Annotated in this window: 17 protein-coding genes; 14 read left to right on the top strand and 3 right to left on the bottom strand. The window is 49.0% G+C overall.

Annotated elements, in window-relative coordinates; all coding sequences use genetic code 11:
- Nucleotides 1-251 precede the first annotated feature (251 nt).
- The 13 genes from Q320_RS20525 (at nucleotide 252) to Q320_RS0101705 (ending at nucleotide 14,659) form a co-directional block, all read left to right on the top strand.
- On the top strand, nucleotides 252-3,131 hold the full coding sequence (locus tag Q320_RS20525) for a motility hub landmark protein FimV (RefSeq protein ID WP_169734421.1): 2,880 nt from the start codon (nucleotides 252-254) through the stop codon (nucleotides 3,129-3,131).
- 203 nt (nucleotides 3,132-3,334) lie between these two features.
- Nucleotides 3,335-3,787 carry a hypothetical protein gene (locus Q320_RS20520; RefSeq protein ID WP_169734420.1) on the top strand — a complete coding sequence of 151 codons (453 nt, stop codon included), beginning with the start codon at nucleotides 3,335-3,337 and terminating at the stop codon, nucleotides 3,785-3,787.
- Entirely contained in the window at nucleotides 3,733-4,569 is an 837-nt protein-coding gene (gene truA, locus Q320_RS0101755; RefSeq protein ID WP_051534377.1) for a tRNA pseudouridine(38-40) synthase TruA, read from the top strand. Before Q320_RS20520 ends, truA begins: the two co-directional genes overlap by 55 nt.
- Before the next feature lie 10 nt (nucleotides 4,570-4,579).
- Entirely contained in the window at nucleotides 4,580-5,197 is a 618-nt protein-coding gene (locus tag Q320_RS0101750; RefSeq protein ID WP_035851667.1) for a phosphoribosylanthranilate isomerase, read from the top strand.
- A 33-nt stretch (nucleotides 5,198-5,230) separates the two neighbouring features.
- Nucleotides 5,231-6,436 (top strand): tryptophan synthase subunit beta, encoded by a 1,206-nt coding sequence (gene trpB / locus Q320_RS0101745; RefSeq protein WP_027467572.1) that lies wholly within the window; start codon nucleotides 5,231-5,233, stop codon nucleotides 6,434-6,436.
- 62 nt (nucleotides 6,437-6,498) lie between these two features.
- Nucleotides 6,499-7,302 carry a tryptophan synthase subunit alpha gene (gene trpA / locus Q320_RS0101740; RefSeq protein ID WP_027467571.1) on the top strand — a complete coding sequence of 268 codons (804 nt, stop codon included), beginning with the start codon at nucleotides 6,499-6,501 and terminating at the stop codon, nucleotides 7,300-7,302.
- 18 nt (nucleotides 7,303-7,320) lie between these two features.
- Nucleotides 7,321-8,187, top strand: coding sequence for an acetyl-CoA carboxylase, carboxyltransferase subunit beta (accD, locus tag Q320_RS0101735; RefSeq protein ID WP_027467570.1), 867 nt, complete (start codon nucleotides 7,321-7,323; stop codon nucleotides 8,185-8,187).
- Nucleotides 8,188-9,468 (top strand): bifunctional tetrahydrofolate synthase/dihydrofolate synthase, encoded by a 1,281-nt coding sequence (gene folC, locus Q320_RS0101730; RefSeq protein ID WP_027467569.1) that lies wholly within the window; start codon nucleotides 8,188-8,190, stop codon nucleotides 9,466-9,468.
- Nucleotides 9,469-9,472: 4 nt separating this feature from the next.
- Nucleotides 9,473-10,255 (top strand): SPOR domain-containing protein, encoded by a 783-nt coding sequence (locus Q320_RS0101725; protein WP_156938947.1) that lies wholly within the window; start codon nucleotides 9,473-9,475, stop codon nucleotides 10,253-10,255.
- Nucleotides 10,252-10,743, top strand: coding sequence for a CvpA family protein (locus Q320_RS0101720; protein WP_027467567.1), 492 nt, complete (start codon nucleotides 10,252-10,254; stop codon nucleotides 10,741-10,743). The genes Q320_RS0101725 and Q320_RS0101720 overlap by 4 nt, the downstream gene beginning before the upstream one ends.
- Nucleotides 10,744-10,804: 61 nt before the next feature.
- Nucleotides 10,805-12,349: an amidophosphoribosyltransferase gene (gene purF / locus Q320_RS0101715; protein ID WP_027467566.1), complete on the top strand. Its 1,545-nt coding sequence runs from the start codon at nucleotides 10,805-10,807 to the stop codon at nucleotides 12,347-12,349.
- A 63-nt stretch (nucleotides 12,350-12,412) separates the two neighbouring features.
- Nucleotides 12,413-13,585, top strand: coding sequence for an O-succinylhomoserine sulfhydrylase (locus Q320_RS0101710; RefSeq protein WP_027467565.1), 1,173 nt, complete (start codon nucleotides 12,413-12,415; stop codon nucleotides 13,583-13,585).
- 189 nt (nucleotides 13,586-13,774) lie between these two features.
- A complete protein-coding gene (locus Q320_RS0101705; protein ID WP_027467564.1) occupies nucleotides 13,775-14,659 on the top strand; it encodes a porin family protein in 885 nt (294 codons plus the stop codon).
- Between the two features lie 89 nt (nucleotides 14,660-14,748).
- Here Q320_RS0101705 and Q320_RS18045 read toward each other — a convergent pair whose 3' ends face one another.
- Entirely contained in the window at nucleotides 14,749-16,518 is a 1,770-nt protein-coding gene (locus tag Q320_RS18045; protein WP_051534376.1) for a glycoside hydrolase family 18 protein, read from the bottom strand.
- A gap of 286 nt (nucleotides 16,519-16,804) precedes the next feature.
- On the opposite strand from Q320_RS18045, the gene Q320_RS0101695 reads away from it, so the two are divergent.
- Nucleotides 16,805-17,038 (top strand): DUF2789 domain-containing protein, encoded by a 234-nt coding sequence (locus Q320_RS0101695; RefSeq protein ID WP_027467563.1) that lies wholly within the window; start codon nucleotides 16,805-16,807, stop codon nucleotides 17,036-17,038.
- A gap of 45 nt (nucleotides 17,039-17,083) precedes the next feature.
- Here the strand turns inward: Q320_RS0101695 and Q320_RS0101690 are convergent, their stop codons facing one another.
- Entirely contained in the window at nucleotides 17,084-17,833 is a 750-nt protein-coding gene (locus tag Q320_RS0101690; protein WP_027467562.1) for a competence/damage-inducible protein A, read from the bottom strand.
- Nucleotides 17,834-17,900: 67 nt separating this feature from the next.
- Nucleotides 17,901-19,583 (bottom strand): DUF2813 domain-containing protein, encoded by a 1,683-nt coding sequence (locus Q320_RS0101685; RefSeq protein WP_027467561.1) that lies wholly within the window; start codon nucleotides 19,581-19,583, stop codon nucleotides 17,901-17,903.
- Nucleotides 19,584-19,609 lie beyond the last annotated feature (26 nt).

Raw genomic sequence — 19,609 nt, 5'->3', positions numbered from 1 at the left:
TGGCTAGAATTTCGAAAAAACGTAGCATCTCTGTTACGTTCAAGCATAAAAACGAATATAAAATTCTGCTTTAGTTTGAATTGTTAGTATTATCGGGTAATTATTGAATGCTTATCGACATAAATAAACATGCTGTTTGTTTTGCTGTCTTTGTGCGAAAGTTTGCGAATTGGTTCGGTGAAATAAAGTCGAATTTAAATTCTTAGTGATGAATTTAGCGAAATTGTATGACCGCGATTGGGAGATTGCTTGTGCTTAAAACGCCACGATTTAAAACATGCGTATTGGCCGTGACGATGGCTGCGTTACCTTGGTTTGCAAATGCAGCAGGTTTAGGCCGCCTCAATGTTTTGTCAGGCTTGGGCCAGCCGTTTCGTGGAGAAATTGATCTCGTCTCTGTTCAGCCAGGTGAGTCTGATTCACTCGTTGTGAGCTTGGCACCGCCAGAAGCATTCTCAACCGCGCAAATTACTTACCCTTCGAGCTCTTTAGGTCTTCGCTTTAATATTGAAAAACGCGGGAATGGGCAATATTACGTAGCGGTGAGCTCCACGCAGGCGATTGCGGAGCCCTACTTAGATTTGCTGGTTGAGCTTAACTGGGCGTCTGGACGTATTCAGCGTGAATATACCGCGCTGATTGATCCTGCGGGCTACACCCCTTCGGCATCGACATCAACGGCAACGAAATTGTCTCCTAGTATTTTGCCAGGGACTCGAACTGGTGGAACGATTAAACCCGTCGCAACTAAACCTGCAAAACCAGCGGTGATACAAGAGGCGCAACCTAAAGAGGCTAAAGCCACGAGCAAAGAGGCGCCGGATGCTGATTCGTATGTAACGAAAGGTGGTGACACGCTGTCTGCTGTTGCAAAAAAAATCAAGCCTGATGGGGTGAGCTTGGATCAGGTGCTGGTGAGTCTTTATCGCAGTAATCCAGACGCCTTTGATGGCAATATGAACCGCCTAAAGCGCGGTAAGATTCTGCGCGTACACACTGCTTTGGAAATGCAGCAGCTTAGTAGCAGTGAAGCGGCGAAAGAAGTAAAAGTTCAATCGGCTAATTGGAGTGAGTATCGTAATAAATTAGGCGAAGCTGCTGCCAAGGCACCCGCTCGTGATTTAACCGAGCAAGCCGCTGCTGGTAAAATTGCGGCAAAAGTTGAAGATCAGGGCGTATCTGCCGTTGATAAAAATAAAGATGTATTGAAATTATCTAAAGCGGCGGATGCAGCGAAAAAATCGGGCGACTCCTCTAAGCTGCAGGCTTTAGAAGAAGAGGTTGCAGCTCGCCAAAAAGCGTTGAATGAGGCCAATCAGCGTGTTGCAGAGTTGCAAAAAAATGTTGCTGATATGGAAAAGTTGGCGGCAATGAAAGCCAAGTCAGTCGCGCCAGCATCTGCCGTTGCTGCGACTGCGCCAGTGAAGGCCTCGTCTGCAGAAGTGTTTGCGTCACCTGTTGCGGCCTCATTGCCTGTTGAGGCAGAGGCGAGTGAGGTTGCTGCTAGTGCGGTCGTAACGGCGGCGCCGGCTGTAAAAACTAAAAAACGGATTGAAGTTGCTGCTGAAGTTCCTGAAGAAGCTGGTTTTATTGAAGGCTTGTTTGCAAATCCATTGGCACTGGGTGGCGGCGCATTGGCAATTTTGCTCGGGGCTGGAGCCTTATGGTATGCCCGTCGTCGTCAGCGCCCCGGTGTATTTGAAGACAGTATTATTACGGGCGGTGATTTGAAGGCCAATACCGTGCTTGGCAGTACGGGCGGCGGGGTAATCAGTACTCAATCGACTGAAAACTCATTCCTCACTGATTTTAGCCGCCAAGGTTTGGGTACGATTGATACGGATGAGGTAGATCCGATCGCTGAAGCTGAAGTGTATATGGCCTACGGTCGAGATGCGCAGGCGGAAGAAATCTTGAAGGATGCGTTACACAAAGATCCTTCGCGTCATGAAATTCGATTGAAATTGCTTGATATTTACGGCGCCAGAAAAGATAAGATTTCGTTTGAAGAACATGCTTCAGCCTTGTTTGCAATTACAGGCGGAAAGGGGGTCCACTGGGATAATACGGCTGAAAATGGCCGAGCTATCGATCCTGAAAATCCGCTGTATCAAGCGCAAGAAGCCAGTATGGTTGATACGACAGTCCTTGCCGGTGCTGCCGTTGTTGGTGCAGGTGCTTTAGCTGTTGAGTCAATGATCTCAGATGTGACTGAGCCTGATTTGTCGCAATCTATGGACAATGATCTTGATTTTGAATTGGATTTAGATTCTTCACCGCACGTGCAAAGCGAGCCCTTGCTTGCTGCTGAAGCACCTGTCGTGGCTGAGCTGAATGATGGCTTGGGTTTTGATGAGGTGGCATTGTCAGAGAGTGATTTTGCTGATTTGTCGTTTGATTCGGTTGCAACTGAGCTTGAGTTTGGTATCGAAGAGCAAACTTTGCCGTTGGTTGCCAATCCATCGACTGATGAGATGATGGCTTTGGATCTACCTATCGATCTAGGTGCGGCACCTGATTTTGCAGCAAATGAATTGGCTGAGCTTGCTGATTTGGATGCCTTGGCCGATTTTGATTTGGATGCGGCGTTAAACCCCGTACAAAGTATTTCTCCTGAGTTGGCTTCGGCCGAAATGGATGAATTCGATTCGTTAGCCGATTCTTTAGATCTGGATATTTCTATGCCAGCTGAGGCAGTTACCGATTCATTGGCTTCTACGCTCACTGATTTGGAGCTGCCTGAGTTGAGTGTGCCAGAGTTAGATATGCCTGACTTGGGTGCAAGTCTAGATACTCAACTGAGTGAGACCGCCTCTGATTTGGATGATATTGGCCTAGATTTTGATTTTGATTTGAATGAAGAGGCTGTCATTGATGCGCCTGCGGCTGGCGCAGCTGTAGGTTCAATGCATGCGGCACTCGATGATATTAGTTTGGACTTGGATGCCGCCGCAACAGGTAGTGAGCTCGATTTTGCTGCCGATGATCCTGTGCAAACTAAAATTGATCTTGCGCGTGCTTATATTGATATGGGTGACGTTGAAGGTGCACGAGAGATTCTACAAGAAGCGGTTCAAGAAGGTAATTCAGCTCAGCAGGATTTAGCTAAAACGCTGTTGGCCGACTTGTAATGTTGGATTTAAGTTGACGGTACGGTATTAAGTTGCATGCAGTTAATTTTTTGGCGTTCTGGTTGTGGCTACTTATTTTGTTGCCATGGCTAGAGCGCCATTCTCTTTTTGTGCTCGGGTTTTTGTTCTTGGGTTTGGCGTTTTGCTTGGCGCGGCAGCGACTACTACGCGGTTTACCACGCTTAAAATGGCTACTTTTGTCAGTGTTACTTGTTTATGGCTGGACGGTGCCTGGGCAGTATTTGTGGTTGGGCTGGTTTTCGCCGACCGATAGCGGTTTATGGCTGGGTCTGGCGCAAGTGATGCGGCTAGTCATCGTGACTTCAAGTTTGCAGATTTTGCTGACGAAAATGACAAGGCCTGAAATATTTACATCGATTTATATTTTTCTCGCTCCTCTGCAGTATTTTAATGATGCTCAAGCACGCTTTGCGCTGCGTTTTGCTTTAACATTGGAAAAAGCGGAGGGGCTGCTTGAAGAAAAACATAGTTTTAGCGATTTAATGGGGAAGATTTTACAGCCTCAGCCGCAAATTCAAACTGAATATATATTGCAATACACCCCCTTAAATCAATATCAAAGGTTGTTTTTTGCAGGGCAATGCGCTCTTATCTTGCTGACTATTTTTATGGGAGTGGCTGGGTTTTGGAATTAAAGCGATACGCATTGGCGATTGAGTACGACGGACGCGATTTTAGTGGCTGGCAAGTTCAGCCACAAATGCAAACTGTTCAAGGTGAGTTGGAACGTGCGATTGCGCGAATGGCTGGCCATCAAGTAAGAGTCCACGCCGCAGGGCGAACCGATGCGGGTGTGCATGCAATTCGACAAATTATTCATTTTGACACCGATGTAAATCGGCCTATTACCGCTTGGGTGAGAGGCGTGAATAGTTTTTTACCCTCGGGCGTTGCTGTACTTTGGGCGCAAGAAGTACCTAATCATTTTCATGCCCGCTTTGTAGCAACAGCAAGGCATTATCGTTATTTGCTGCTGCGTCATCCGGTTCGACCTAGCCTTCAAGCCGGGCGAGTTGGCTGGGTTCACTACGATGTGAACGTCGATGCAATGCGTGATTCAGCCCAGTTTTTGCTCGGCGAGCATGATTTTAGTAGTTTTCGTGCCGCTGAATGTCAGGCATTGTCACCAGTAAAGCATTTGCAGCGAATTCAGATTACGGAACAGGCCAATATGCTCTGCTTTGATTTCTCCGCAACAGCGTTCTTACATCATATGGTACGCAATATGATGGGGGCGATGCTGCATATTGGTAAAGGCAAAGATTCGCCGGAATGGATGGCTTGGCTTCTGGCGCAAAAAAATCGTAAAACGGCACCGCCTACATTTATGCCTGATGGCCTTTATTTGACCGGCGTTACCTACCCTGCAGAATTTGGCTTGCCGACTGAGCCTGAGTATCGCTACGGCTTGATTTAAGAGGGTGAAAATGCGTACACGTATAAAAATTTGCGGTTTGCGTGATGCGGCGACGGCGTTGCAAGTGGCTAAATTAGGTGCAGATGCGATTGGTTTGGTGTTTTATCCGCCCAGTCCGCGTCATGTTTCGGCTGACGTGGCGGCTGAAATTGTCGCTGCGCTACCTGCCTTTGTGATGTCGGTTGGTCTTTTTGTGAATGAGTCTGCGGAGGTTGTCAGCTCCGTGTTGGCTAAAGTGCCTTTAGACTTGCTGCAATTTCACGGCGACGAAGATTTAGCCTATTGCAGTCAATTTGGTCGACCTTTTATCAAAGCGCTTAGGGTAAAACCTGACTTAAATTTGTTAGAATACGCCCAGCGATTTGTTTCACCCTTATGTCGCGGTTTGTTATTGGATGCTTGGGTCGATGGCGTGCCGGGTGGAACGGGTGAGTCGTTTGATTGGAGTGTGCTCCCTAGTGAGTGGCCGCTGCCTTTGATTTTATCTGGCGGTTTACATCCAGAAAATGTTGCTTCCGCAGTAGAGCGCGTCCAGCCTTGGGCTGTTGATGTATCTAGCGGGGTAGAAAGTAGCAAGGGCGTTAAAGATTTGCATCAGGTCGAATTGTTTATTCGTGCCCTTATTTAATTAATCTGCTTTACGTGCGTAGGTGAGAGAGTCATGAGCGAAATTTATCAGCAGCCGGATGTACGTGGTCATTATGGTGTTCATGGTGGCATTTATGTTGCCGAAACCTTGATGCCCGCGCTGGAAGAGCTACGGATTGAGTTTGAAAAAGCGCTAAAAGATCCTGCATTTATGGATGAATATCGCTATGTCTTGAAGCATTATGTTGGTCGTCCAAGCCCGATTTATCATGCTGAGCGCCTGTCCGACGCTTTGGGTGGCGCGCAGATTTATTTAAAACGTGAAGATTTGAATCACACCGGTGCACATAAAGTGAACAACACCATCGGCCAAGCCTTGTTGGCGCGCCGGATGGGTAAAAAGCGTGTGATTGCTGAAACCGGCGCAGGTCAGCACGGTGTTGCATCTGCCACCGTTGCTGCCCGTTATGGCATGGAATGCGTGGTGTATATGGGTGCGGAAGACGTTGCACGCCAAGCGCCAAATGTGTACCGCATGAAATTATTGGGCGCGACCGTCGTGGCGGTTGAGTCAGGCACGAAAACGCTGAAAGATGCGATGAATGAGGCGATGCGTGATTGGGTCACCAATGTCGATTCAACGTATTACATTATCGGCACTGCGGCAGGCCCGCATCCTTATCCACAACTGGTGCGTGATTTCCAAGTCGTTATTGGCGAAGAATGCAAAGTGCAAATGCAAGAAATGATTGGTCGTCAGCCTGATGCGGTGATTGCCTGTGTCGGTGGTGGCAGCAATGCGATTGGTATTTTCCATCCGTATATCGATGTCGCTGGCGTGCGCTTGATTGGTGTTGAAGCCGGTGGTGATGGCGTTGAGACCGGCCGTCATGCCGCGCCGTTGACTTCAAACGCTAAAAATGGCGTCTTGCATGGCCAGCGCTCATATTTGATGCAAGATGGTGATGGTCAAATTAGCGAAACCCATTCGATTTCAGCAGGCTTGGATTATCCAGGTGTTGGCCCTGAACATAGCTTCCTCAAAGACATCGGCCGCGCTGAATACGTCGCGATTAATGATGATGAAGCTTTGGCGGCTTTCCATGATTTATGCCGTTATGAAGGGATTATTCCTGCGCTGGAATCCAGTCACGCTTTGGCACACGCAATGAAAATAGCCAAAACCATGCGTAAAGATGAAGTTTTGTTGGTGAACTTATCAGGTCGTGGCGATAAAGATATTCCGACGATTGCCAAAATGAGCGGTATTCAATTGTAATTTGCACTTGGCGGGGTATATCCCGCTAAGCATGATTAAATAATGTACTGGTAAAGATACCTATGTCTCGTATTCAAAGTGTTATGCAGCAATTGGCAGCACAAAATCGCCAAGCCTTGATTCCGTTTATTACCGCTGGCGATCCTCATCCAGGCATTACAGTCAAATTAATGCATGCCTTGGTGCAAGGCGGTGCAGATGTGATTGAGCTGGGCGTGCCGTTTTCTGATCCGATGGCCGATGGCCCAGTGATCCAGCGTGCTTCAGAGCGTGCTTTGGCGCATAAAGTCACGATGCGTGGTGTCTTTGCGATGGTGGCCGAATTTCGCACGACTAATCCAACGACGCCCGTGGTATTGATGGGTTATGCCAATCCTGTTGAAGCGATGGGTTACGAGGAATTTGCAAAATCTGCGATTGCGGCTGGCGTTGATGGCGTGTTGACCGTCGATATGCCGCCTGAAGAAGCGGAAGAGTCAGCCAAAGTATTCAAAGCGCATGGCTTGGATCCGATTTTCTTATTGGCACCCACAACGCCAGAATCTCGCGTGAAAGCCGTTGCAGAACTGGCCAGTGGCTATGTGTATTATGTTTCGCTCAAAGGCGTAACCGGTTCGGCAAATCTGGATGTGGCCGATGTGAAGGCGAAGCTGGATGTATTAAAACAATATTTATCGATTCCGATTGGTGTTGGTTTCGGGATTCGTGATGCCGCAACAGCGAAAGCCGTGGCGCAAATTGCCGATGCAGTGGTGATTGGTTCACGTTTAGTGCAAGAAGTTGAATTGGGCGAAGCGGGCTTGGCAGAACGTTTGCGTGTGTTTTTGGCTGAAGTACGTGCAGCAATGGATAGTGCCCGTATTTAAAGGCTTAAGGAGTTTGCAATGAGTTGGTTACAAAAACTATTACCCCCTAAAATTCAAAGCCGTACAACGGCGAGTAAATCTGCGGTGCCCGAAGGCTTGTGGAGTAAGTGCAATGCCTGCAACGCGGTCTTGTACCGTACTGATTTGGAAAATAATCTCGAAGTTTGTCCAAAATGCAGCTTTCACAATGCGGTGCCAGCGCGTGAGCGTTTGAATCAATTACTGGATACGGAAGGGCGCTTTGAAATTGGTGCTGAAGTAAAACCCGTTGATATTTTGAAATTTAAAGACGGCAAGCGTTACCCTGATCGTTTGACGGCTGCACAAGCGGCAACAGGCGAAGATGATGCACTGGTTGTGATGCAAGGCTCGATTTTGACCGTGCCAGTGGTTGTTGCTGCATTTGAGTTTAAATTTATCGGCGGCTCAATGGGCTCGGTCGTGGGTGAGCGTTTTGTTCGCGGCGTAAAAACTGCGTTGGAAAACGATCTGCCGTTCATTTGCGTGTCGGCGTCGGGTGGCGCACGGATGCAGGAAGGTTTGAATTCGTTAATGCAAATGGCTAAAACTAGCGCCATTTTGACCAAACTCGCAGATAAGCAGCTGCCGTTTATTTCCTTGTTGACTGATCCAACAATGGGGGGCGTTTCTGCATCATTCGCTTTCTTGGGTGACGTAGTGATGGCTGAACCCGGTGCTTTGATCGGTTTTGCTGGTCCTCGCGTAATTGAGCAAACTGTACGTGAAACCTTGCCTGAAGGCTTCCAGCGTTCGGAATTTCTGCTAGAAAAAGGTGCGATTGATATGATCGTTGATCGCCGCGAATTGCGTCAGCGCCTCGCTGATGTGATTACTTTGCTCAATCGCCAACCTGCGGCTAACTAAATGTCAGTATTTAATGCCGATAGCTTGCCTGAATGGTTGAGCTATTTGGAGTCTTTGCACCCGATTGCGATTGATATGGGCTTGGCTCGTGTCACCGCGGTGCGTGATGCGATGCAATTGCAGCCAGTATGCCCTGTGTTAACGATTGCCGGAACGAATGGCAAGGGATCTGTTTGCGCGATGTTGTCGCAGATCCTGCGCTCTGCAGGCTATAAAGTCGGAACGTATACATCACCGCATTTATTGCATTACAACGAACGGATTGCGATTCATGGCACGCCGGTTTCGGATGCGAGCATCGTGGCGAGTTTTCGGGCGATTGAAGCTGCGCGCGGTGATATTAGCTTGTCTTACTTTGAGTTTGGTACGCTGGCAGCAATGCATCAATTTGTGGTGCAAGGTGTTGATGTCGCGGTGATGGAAGTTGGCCTAGGCGGCCGATTGGATGCCGTAAATATTTTTGAGCCGACTGTCTCTGCCGTTGTGAGCGTGGGTATTGACCATCAAAGCTACCTAGGAGATACCCGTGAGAAAATTGCGTTGGAAAAGGCGGGCGTCTATCGCTCAGGCAAGCCTGCGCTATGCGCAGATCCTCAGCCGCCGCAGACATTGCTGGATGTCGCAGCAGCAATCGGCGCAGACCTCCGATTAATTGGCCGCGATTTTGGTTTTGAAATGCAAGTCGAAGGCTTGCAGTGGTCATGGTGGAACAAAGCGGGCGTTCGTCGCCATGCGCTGCCATTGCCCGCTTTGCGCGGCAAGTATCAGCTTAATAACGCGTGCTTGGTCTTGGCGATTCTCGATGCATGCCAGGCGTCTTTACCCGTCGCTTTGGGCGATATTAAGCGTGGTTTGCTAGAGGTAGAATGGCCAGCGCGCTTCCAGGTATTGCCGGGTAGGCCAACAGTGGTAATGGATGTGGCGCATAACCCCCATGCGGCGCTAGTCCTAAAGTCTAGTTTAGATGGAATGGGCTTTCATCCGAAAACGCACGCGGTGTTCGGTATGATGCAAGATAAAGACATTGTCGGTGTAGTAAACCTGCTGGCTGATCGCATTGATGTTTGGCATTTGGCAGCACCGCAACTGCCTCGCGCTGCGACGACTGCGAGTTTGGCGCAGATGATTTTGCAAATATCGCCGCAGGCGCGAATTGAACAGTACGAAACAGTCGCAAAAGCCTATCAATCAGCCTGCAACACTGCGCTTGAAGCTGATAGAATCCTAGTCTTTGGATCTTTCTTTACTGTGGCTGAAGTCATGGTAGCGCGTGGGCAATAAAAGTATGGCAAATGTGAGTGATGAACTGCAGCAATTAAGAAAACGCGCGCGTCGCCGCCTTGTTGGTGCGATTACTTTAGTGGTGTTTGCGCTGACTTTTTTGTGGACGGTTTTAGACGGCGAGCCGCCTAAAAATCTCGTTGACAATCACTCAGTTGAGATTATTTCCAGCGCTCCGGCTTTATCTTCGATTGTAGATGGTACTGCCGTAGCTTCAGTACCGGCGACTCAAGAGCTTGCCGCTGTCCCATTACCTCCCGTGGAGGCTTCAAAAGTCGCACCAGTCGCTCTGCCGGGTAAATTAGTCAATCATCAAGCTGAAAAAGTGCAGCCAGAACCTGTTGTCATTAGTACTGAGCAGCCAGCGCCGCCGGTAAAAACCGAAGCGCCAGTAGCGACGCCAAAATCAGAACTGATTAAACCGATTCCGAGCAAGAAACCGATTGAGAAAATCCCAGTTAAAACGACTGAGCCGAAAAAGAAGCCCACCAATAACCCCGCTGCGATTTTGGAAGGCAAGCACATTCCCGCTACTGAGAGTCCCGACAAAAAAACCTATTTCATTCAAGTTGGCGCTTACGCCGATGCTGAAAAAGCCACTCAACTGGTCACTAAGCTAAAAAATGCCGGTGTACGGGTGACCAGTGAGAAAATCAATAGCAGCAAGGGTGAATTAACTCGCGTTCGCGTTGGTCCGACCGATGATGAGGCAAAAGCCAAAGCATGGATTAAGGTCATGCAAGATGTTGGCGTTTCGGGCACTTTGATTGCTAAGGCGGCGCAATGACCACTTTTGATTACGCCGCGTTGGGTATCGTCGGCTTATCAATTATGTTGTCGGTCATGCGTGGTTTAACTCAGGAAGTATTGGCGCTTTGCGCTTGGATCCTCGCTTTTTGGTGTGCGATGCATTACGCCGCCAGAGTTTCTTTGTGGATGCCAGAGAGTATTCCCACTGAAGCATTAAGATATCTTGGCGCTTTTATTACACTGTTTTTTATGGTGTGGTTATTGTCAGCCATCTTTAGAATTACGCTGAACCAATTTATTAAAGCGACCGGTTTTAAGCCGATAGACCGAATTTTAGGCGCTGGCTTTGGGGTGATTCGCGGATATTTGCTGATACTCACTTTGGTATTGCTGGCCGGATTTACTAGCCTACCTAAAGAGCCAGAATGGCGAAATGCGATGTTTAGCCCTTTATTTGAGCAAAGTGCGTTCTTAGCCAAACCATGGCTGCCAGAAGCCTTTGCTAGTCGCATTAATTACGACTGACCTAGCCGTATCAATTACGATTAATTTTTTCAAATGTTGTAGACGCAAGGAATCTTGACCAATGTGTGGCATTGTAGGTGTGGTCGCTAAAACTCCGGTAAATCAGATGTTGTATGACGGCTTGCTCGTCTTGCAGCACCGCGGGCAAGATGCCGCCGGTATTGTCACTGCTGAACAGCAAGTGCTTCATATGCATAAAGGCCAAGGCCTCGTTCGTGATGTGTTTCGCACACGAAATATGCGTTCTTTAATGGGCAATGTGGGTATCGGTCACGTTCGTTACCCCACTGCTGGCTCGGCTTCTAGCTTGGCTGAAGCGCAGCCGTTTTATGTAAATAGCCCTTTCGGGATTGTTCTGGCGCATAACGGCAACCTGACTAACGACAAGCAACTCAAAGAAGATATGTACCGCACTGATCTGCGGCACATTAATACCAATTCGGATTCCGAAGCGCTGTGCAATGTGTTTGCGCATGAATTGTCACGCCGCGTAACTGGCCCGCAATTGGATGCCGATACCGTGTTTGATGCAATCACGGCCGTGCATGGCCGAGTGAAAGGCGCGTACGCGGTTGTGGCGATTATTGCTGGCTTTGGTATGGTGGCTTTCCGTGATCCACACGGCATTCGTCCGCTATCACTCGGTAGCCACGAAACGCCAGAAGGCATGGAATACATCGTTGCCAGCGAATCGGTGGCGCTGGATGTGCTCGGCTTTAAATTTATGCGTGACGTTGCGCCGGGTGAGGCAATTTATGTGACGTTTGATGGCGAATTTTCTAGTCGTCAATGCCATGCCAGCCCTGAATTGGTTCCCTGTATTTTTGAGCACGTGTATTTCGCGCGTCCTGATACCGTGATTGATGGTATTTCGGTGCATGAAGCCCGTTTGAAAATGGGTGAACAGTTGGCGGATAAGGTTCGCAAACTGGTGCCAGCGCTGGATATTGACGTTGTAATCCCTATTCCAGATACCAGCCGTGATTCTGCTTTGCAATTGGCCGATGCACTTGGTCTGCCGTATCGCGAAGGCTTTATGAAAAATCGCTATATCGGCCGCACTTTCATTATGCCGGGTCAAGCGAGTCGCAAAAAATCAGTTCGCCAAAAACTCAATCCAATCGCCGTTGAATTCCGTGGCAAAAACGTATTGCTGGTGGATGATTCGATTGTGCGCGGTACAACGTCGAAAGAAATCGTACAAATGGTACGCGACGTGGGTGCGAAAAAAGTATATCTCGCCTCGGCTGCGCCACCTGTTAAGTTTCCGCATGTGTACGGTATCGATATGCCGACGCGTGCCGAGTTGATCGCCACTGGCCGTACTGCCGAGCAAATCGCCATTGAGATTGGTGCTGATGGTGTGATTTACCAAGAACTCGATGCGCTGATTCAAGCCTGTACCGATGCGAGTGGTGGCAAAATCACTGCGTTTGAAACGTCTTGCTTTGATGGTAAATACATCACCGGTGACATTACCGATGCGTATTTAGACGAGTTGGAAGCCAAACGGATTTCACCGCTGTCGAATAAAGCCAGCGAAGGTGAGGGCGATAGCCGCATCTTGGATTTGAATATTGGCGTAGCTGAGCAGAATTTGATTTAATAGCTGAAACGCAAACAAAACGGGAGCCGCGTGCTCCCGTTTTTATTGAATAAAGGAAATAGTATGTTGAATTTAGAAGATCTTCATCCTGAAACATTGGCGGTTCGCGCCGGCACGATGCGCTCTGAATTTGGTGAGCATTCGGATGCTTTGCATTTGACTTCTAGCTTTGTGGTCGGCTCGGCTGAAGAAGCGCAGCTTAAATTTACCGGGCAAATTCCAGGTTATATTTATTCGCGCTTTACCAATCCAACGGTGGCCTCATTTGAGCAGCGCCTTGCCGCGCTAGAATGTGGCGAGCGCGCTGTCGCCACCGCTTCGGGCATGAGCGCGATTTTGGCGCTCTGCATGGCGCATCTGAAATCAGGCGATCATATTGTGGCGTCTAGCGGCCTATTTGGCGCGACGATTCAATTATTTAACGTCTACCTAGGTAAGTTCGGCATTACGGTGTCGTATGCTGCGCAGACTGACTTGTCGGCGTGGGAAACTGCGGTGCAGCCGTCAACCAAGCTGTTTTTCCTTGAAACGCCCAACAATCCACTGACCGAAATTGCCGACATCGCGGCGATTGCTGAGATTGCCCATCGTCATGGTGCAATTTTGGCGGTGGATAATTGCTTTTGCTCGCCGGCTTTACAGCAACCGTTAAAACTCGGTGCGGATTTAGTCGTGCATTCGGCGACCAAATTTATTGATGGCCAAGGCCGCGTTTTGGGCGGGGCGGTCGTCGGGAATAACGCGCTGATTGAGCCAATTTATTTGTTCTTGCGCACGGCTGGGCCGACTTTATCGGCGTTTAATGCTTGGGTTTTGCTCAAGGGTTTGGAAACTTTGGGTTTGCGCATGAAAGCGCATTGTGAAAATGCCTTGAAACTGGCCGAATGGCTAGAGCAACAACCGCAAGTGACTCGCGTGTATTACCCCGGCCTCAAATCGCATCCGCAATATGAACTCGCGCAGCGCCAGCAAACGGGCGCGGGCGGCGTGTTGTCGTTTGAATTGGAAGGCGGCAAAACGGCGGCATGGGCGCTGATTGATAAAGTGCAACTCATGAGCCGCACTGCCAATTTGGGCGACACGCGCACCACAATTACGCATCCAGCAACCACGTCACACGGCCGTTTAACGAATGAAGCGCGCGCAGCGGCGGGGATTACCGATGGCATGGTGCGGATTTCAGTGGGTTTGGAATACGTCGGAGATTTGATTAAAGACCTGCAATCAGGGCTTTAATGGGTATTGCTTTGTAGCCATTGCTTGCTAATTGCTGCAGGCTAATACATTGGGCATGTATTTTTAACTCAGCAATTTAATTGCATAGAAATATTGATCTGATCGTGGTGCAGTAATGTGCGTGATGTAATCTTTGGCAATCGTATTGCACCTTAGAATCGCAGCGAGTTCACCTTTTGGAGTGTTGAGATGAAAAAAGTAATGCTATGCGCCGCAGCGCTGGCCGTAACGACATTTGCCCATGCCGGTGATGTGGCATGGAATTACAGTATTACTCCGGTGTATGCGCCGAATACGGACTTGGATTCTGGTGGGCAGGTGAAAACGACGTGGCTCATGGGCTCGTTGAGTGCGACGACAGCCATTGATAAAAATCAGCGACTTGGTTTGAGCTTGAGTGGTAGCCAGCAGCAATGGCGTTTTGATGCGCCCAAAGCGTGGGGCGGTAAAACGCCTTGGCAAGATTTATACCGCATGCAATTGAGTTTGCCATACAGCTACGCGACGACAAGTGGTTGGGTTTATTCTTTGAGCCCTGGTGTTGAGTATTCGGGTGAAGATGGTGCGGATCGCGGCGAAAGTATCAACTACGGCGTGACGACGTTTGTGGCTAATCAAGTTTCACCGAGTTTGATGCTCGGTTTGGGCTTGGGCGCTTGGCAGGGCGCAAAGGAAGACAAAGTTTTCGCATTCTTGATTGTGAATTGGAAAGTGAGCGATTCATTAACATTGAAAAATCCGTACGTGGCAGGTCCCGTTGGCCCCGCAGGTTTAGAGTTGGCCTGGCAAGCGACTCCGAAATGGGAGTTGTCAGTGGGTGGTGCCGTCCGTAGCTACGATACCCGTTTAGCCAAAGACAATGCGATTGCTGCAAATGGCTCGCTCGAAATTAACACTGTGCCGGTGTTTATGAGTGCCAATTATGCGTTAACACCTGATGCCAGCTTAAAGCTGTATGCAGGTGCGGCATTGAATGGTGAATTCGTGATGAATAACCAACAAGGCCATGAAGTGGCTAAAGAAAATTATTCAACAATGCCGTTTTTGGGGATGACTTTATCGGGTCGATTCTAATTTTGGTAATAAAAAAGGCTGATTCGCTCAGCCTTTTTTATGATTTAGATTTAAATCCCAGTCATGAAAATGGCTGGGATTTTTTCTGATTACTTTTTAATCCAATTTTTGTAAATGGTGTTCACTAGCTCAGCGTCAGGTGTATCTTGCGATAGCTCCCAAGCCATAATGCCGCCGAGTTTTTTCTTTTTGGCGAATTCAATTTTCTCTTTCAATAATTGAACGTCGTCGTAAACCCAAACATCTTTGCCGTTTACTTTCCAGAATGCGCGTGTTTTTTCATCGCGATGCTCTGTGCCTGGCAGGTTTTTAAGGTAAGAGTAGGGCGCAACGCCTTCCTCAAGTGGCCCTTTGGCTTTTCCAATTACAGGCTGGTACATGCCGTTGTTTTCTAAGCTATTGACTTTCCAGCCATAGCCGTAGAACGGTACACCAAGAACCAATTTATTCGAAGGTACGCCACGCGCGAGATAATCTTCTACGGTGCTGTCGACAGAAACGCGATCTTTAGCGCCGCCGAATAAAATCGCATGGTGGCCTGTGGTTGCAGACCATGGGCCTGTGAAGTCGTAGGTCATCAGGTTGATCCAATTGAGGTAGGGAATTGCTTTTTCTAACTCAATTTTTTCTGATTTTGAAACCGAAGCGGGTGCGGCAATCGTTAATAACATGCCTGGTTTGATCGCATCCAACTGCTTACGGAACTCGGCCAGCAAGGCGGTGTAGTTTTGGGTGTCTTCAGCCCTAACGATATTGCCGTCATTGCCCGGTGAGCCTGGGTATTCCCAGTCGATATCAAAACCATCAAAAACGCTGGCAGCAAGGCCAGGAACGACTTTGCCTTCTTTATTGGGCACATTGCCTTTGATATAGGCATCGACACACGACTTAACGAAAGCGACACGATTGGCTGGCAGTGCGGCATCAGAGAAATACTTAGACCAAGTCCAACCGCCCAAACTAATGACCACTTTGAGGTTCGGGTTTTTCTTTTTCAGTTGTTTAAGTTGATTCCAATGCCCGTAAAGGCCATTGTCACCTTTGTCTTCTAAACCATCTAGTGTTGCCTCAGCGGCAACAGGATCCCAATAATCATCCCCCGCTGAGCCTTCGCCTTGTTTATCGACGCCAATCACGCAGCGATTGTCTTTTACATTGCCAAATGCATATTCAAGTACGGTGAATTTGCCTGCCGCACCACTGGTATCTAGATTTTTGACATTAAAGCCATTGTGCTTGCCCCAAGCGGTGAAATACATCACCGATTGCGGTGTGGTAGGTCCTGGTACGCCCGCCGTAATCGGCACGACAATCGCGGTTTTTTTATCTTCGGGCTTGGCCGTTTCTAGGCTAACCAGTTTGAGATTGTCGATATACGCATCTTTACCTTCGCCCTTGGCCGAATCCCATTGCTCCCATTTCAGATGGAAATCGAATTTGCCTTTAAATTCAAATTCGTAATGTTCCCATTTTTTGGTGTCTTTCAAGCGCTCAGGAAAACCAGTCGCGGTGCTGGCCAGCCATTGTTCTTTGCGGCCGGGTCTGTCTTCATCCAGCCCGAGTGTGGCGCCGCAATTGCTGCCGCACATGCCAAGGTAATCAAATGAGATTTTGTATTTGCCTGCGGGGAATTTAGTGCGGCTGAAAATATCGCCAATATTTACCGGCTTATCAAAACGCGCTACTTTATTGTCGGGATTGAGTGGATCTGCCACGATGGACGTAAAAATAGGCGAAGTTTCTTCGCCGCCTTTACCAATCCACTGACTTAGATCTTTCTCAAAATTGTCTTCCATAACGACGGTTTCGGCTTGGGCAAAAGCCGATGCGATGAGTAATGGCAATAGTAGTCTTTTCATTGTTATTTCCCCTTGGCGCTTGAATAAATAGCAAGGCTTGAGGGTAATAGATCTGCCCAAAAATAACGAATTTTTGTCGGGGAGTGTTCTTTTTGTAACATATAAAATCCGACTACATGACGATTGGAAGCGCAGCATAATCGCTATGCCTATAGTCGTGCGATTGACTGTGCTTACGGTCGAAATTTAAGCTACTCGACCATTGGGACGGCATCTTGCAGGATAGGCCTTGTTTTAAACGCGCCACTCACTTACGACGAAAGATATTAGCGATTTGGAGCGCGTCATGGATACCAATCCACATACTCTTTGCGTGTTGTTTTCTCAGCTAGGTTTGGCGAGCGATACGGGCAGCATTAAGAAGTTTATCTCGGCGCACGCGTTGCCTAGTGATGTGGCGATTGCCGATGCGTCATTCTGGAGTCCCAGCCAAGCAGCATTTTTAGGCGAAGAGTTGGCTGGTGATTCAGAATGGGCCGAGATGATCGATGAATTGGCGCTGCTACTGACGAAGCATTAAGCACCGAACCCTAGGTTTTTCAATGCCTAGAGGCGCGCGGATGAATTAGTCTGGCTTGTTAAATAAAGCGTAATTCATTGCGCTTAATTTTTGGCTCAGCGTATCAATTGCAGTTTGCGTGTCGCCAGCGTCGCCTTTGACATTAAATTCAATATGCGGCTCAGCGCAATGCGCGTTACCAAAGCTAGGCAGGCTAGAAAAAACCAGCGCTGGCCATGCGGTCACTAGTTCTTGCATCAGATCAATCAAATCACCTTCTTTGGCATTCAGCACCGTGACGCTACGGCTGGTCGGCAGCGTGCCCAGTTCATAATATTGATCGAGCAGCCATTCCACCATCGGCCACGCCATGCTTGGAAATCCCGGTAGCAAATAATGATTTTGGATTGAACCGCCAGCAACTTGATTGACTGGATTGGGAATCATTGCTGCACCTTGCGGAAACTCTGCCATTTTGATTCGATGTGGATATGCATTTTCGCCAAAGCGCGCCTCGATAATCGCTGCTGCTTCAGCTTGTTGAACCAAAGGTAGGTTCAGCGCAGTCGCTAGTGCGGCACGAGTGTAATCATCAGGCGTAGCGCCAATGCCGCCGCAGCTAATCACATTCGCACCTTGCGCGAGTGTGCGCTGGAAAGTTTCAACGAGCACCGCGCTATCGTCAGGTAGATACAGCACAGAATGCAAAGTGTGGCCGCGCGCTTGTAGGCGTTGCAAAATCGCTGGGAAATGTTGGTCTTGGCGGCGGCCGCTGAGGATTTCGTCGCCAATAATGAGAAGGGTGAATTGCGCCATACTGTGTCCAATATTGATGGGTATTGCCATGTAGCGCTTATCTAATAAATCCTACAGAGCAATACTCTTAATTTAATTCATCGCTTAAAGATTGCAATATTTGAAACATCGCCTGTAATTCGGCTGGGATTGCATTGCGGCCTTTGATTTCTGCGGCTTCGGCAATTTCGAGCGCCATGCCCGGTTTGCTGTGGTAACGCAGTGCGCGATTGATGATTTCTTCATCATCCAGCTCAGGCTGCTGCGCCAGCGCCGCCACATAATACGCGTTCATCACGCCACGTGGTGCGGCGGCATCGCGGTACGCGTCGGCAAAGCCGTTATCCCATAGGTAATGCTCGATATCGCGTTTGTTGAGCATCGTGATATGCCGCGCTTCCTCGCGATCACGTAGCAAGCTTTGCGCGCGTTTTTGGTATTTCAAACCAGCGTCATCGCCATCGCAAATCACATGCCAGCGGATGCCGAGATGATCGGCAAATTTAATCAGAGGCGCGAGGCCAGCTTGCGCAAATTCAACGCAGCGTATGCCTTCGAGTGGGAAATTAACGCCGCCGATTCGCGCCAATTCAGGAAAGAGCCAAAATTCAGTTTCGCCTTCGACCAGCAACCAAACGCGAGCAAACATACTGCTGGCGCGATTACTGCGCACATGAAACGCCACTTTGCGTGCATCGGATAAAGACAGTGCATTTTCGGCCAATTGATACACGTGAACATAAGTTGGGCGACGCACCAGACGGCGCAGCCCGCTTTGCGCAAAGCTGCCTAGCAGGTCACCGCTATTGGTCGTAATGATTTTTTGCAACGTGAGTTGCTCGATTAAGCCCCAAATCATCGCGAGTTGAATCGGGTGTAGATGCGTTTCTGGGTCTTCCATCACCAAAATCGGCTCGGCATCGGCATGCATCGGATTTTCACCACGCGCGGTCAACAGTGCACCGAGCAGCATCAATAGTGTGACTCGTCGCAAACTGGAGCCAGAGCGATTGGCAATGTCGATCAGACTGTCTTCATTACGAAAATTCAGCGGCGCTGCAGCGATTTGCTCGGCTAAACGCTGTGTGGGTTCTTTGCCTTGCAGAAATTGAGCTTGTTCTTGTAATAGCGATTGCATTGCCGCCAAACCAGCGCTGAGTTCTTGCGGGTGTAGTTGATGCGGTAGCGTCAGAATTCGCTCAAACACGGCGCGTACTGCATCGCTAGCGGTTAAATCGGGCTCTTCGGCGCGCGGCTGACTGGCTAGCCGCGGATGTTCCAGCCAATCGGTCAGCTGCATATCGCGAAATCGCAAGACGGGATGCAATTCAATCAATTGCACTGCCAGCGCATCACTTTGTTCGTGATCCAGCTCGGCACCATCGCTGCCAACAAACACACGCCGCGCGCGGATTTCGCTATGCCCAAAGCGCTCGGCCGCAAAGCGCAGCGCGAGCATTGGCGTGCCATTGTTGTCGGGCCAGCACAGTTCGCTAAACGAGAGTGCCTCGGCATCGTCGGCTTTGAAAAATAGCGTGATATTCAGGCGACGTGCAATGCTGGCGCGTGAGTTGGCGATGCGATGAAAATCATCATGGCTGAACAGCGTTTCAATCGGCGCAGGGCTAGACAAGCAGCGACACAGCGCGCCAATTAAACTGGTTTTCCCCCAGTTATTTTCGCCAAACAGCGCTGTCGCGCTCGGGTCGAGCGATAAATCAATCTGGCTAATGCCGCGAAAGTTGGTGATTTGTAAGCGAATCAATTGCATAAACTAAACCTGCTGGAAATGCGAAT

Source organism: Deefgea rivuli DSM 18356 (genome assembly GCF_000620145.1).
Classification (GTDB): Bacteria; Pseudomonadota; Gammaproteobacteria; order Burkholderiales; family Chitinibacteraceae; genus Deefgea; species Deefgea rivuli.
Note: the sequence above shows the minus strand (reverse complement) of the source record. Positions and strands in the feature narration are given on the sequence as shown.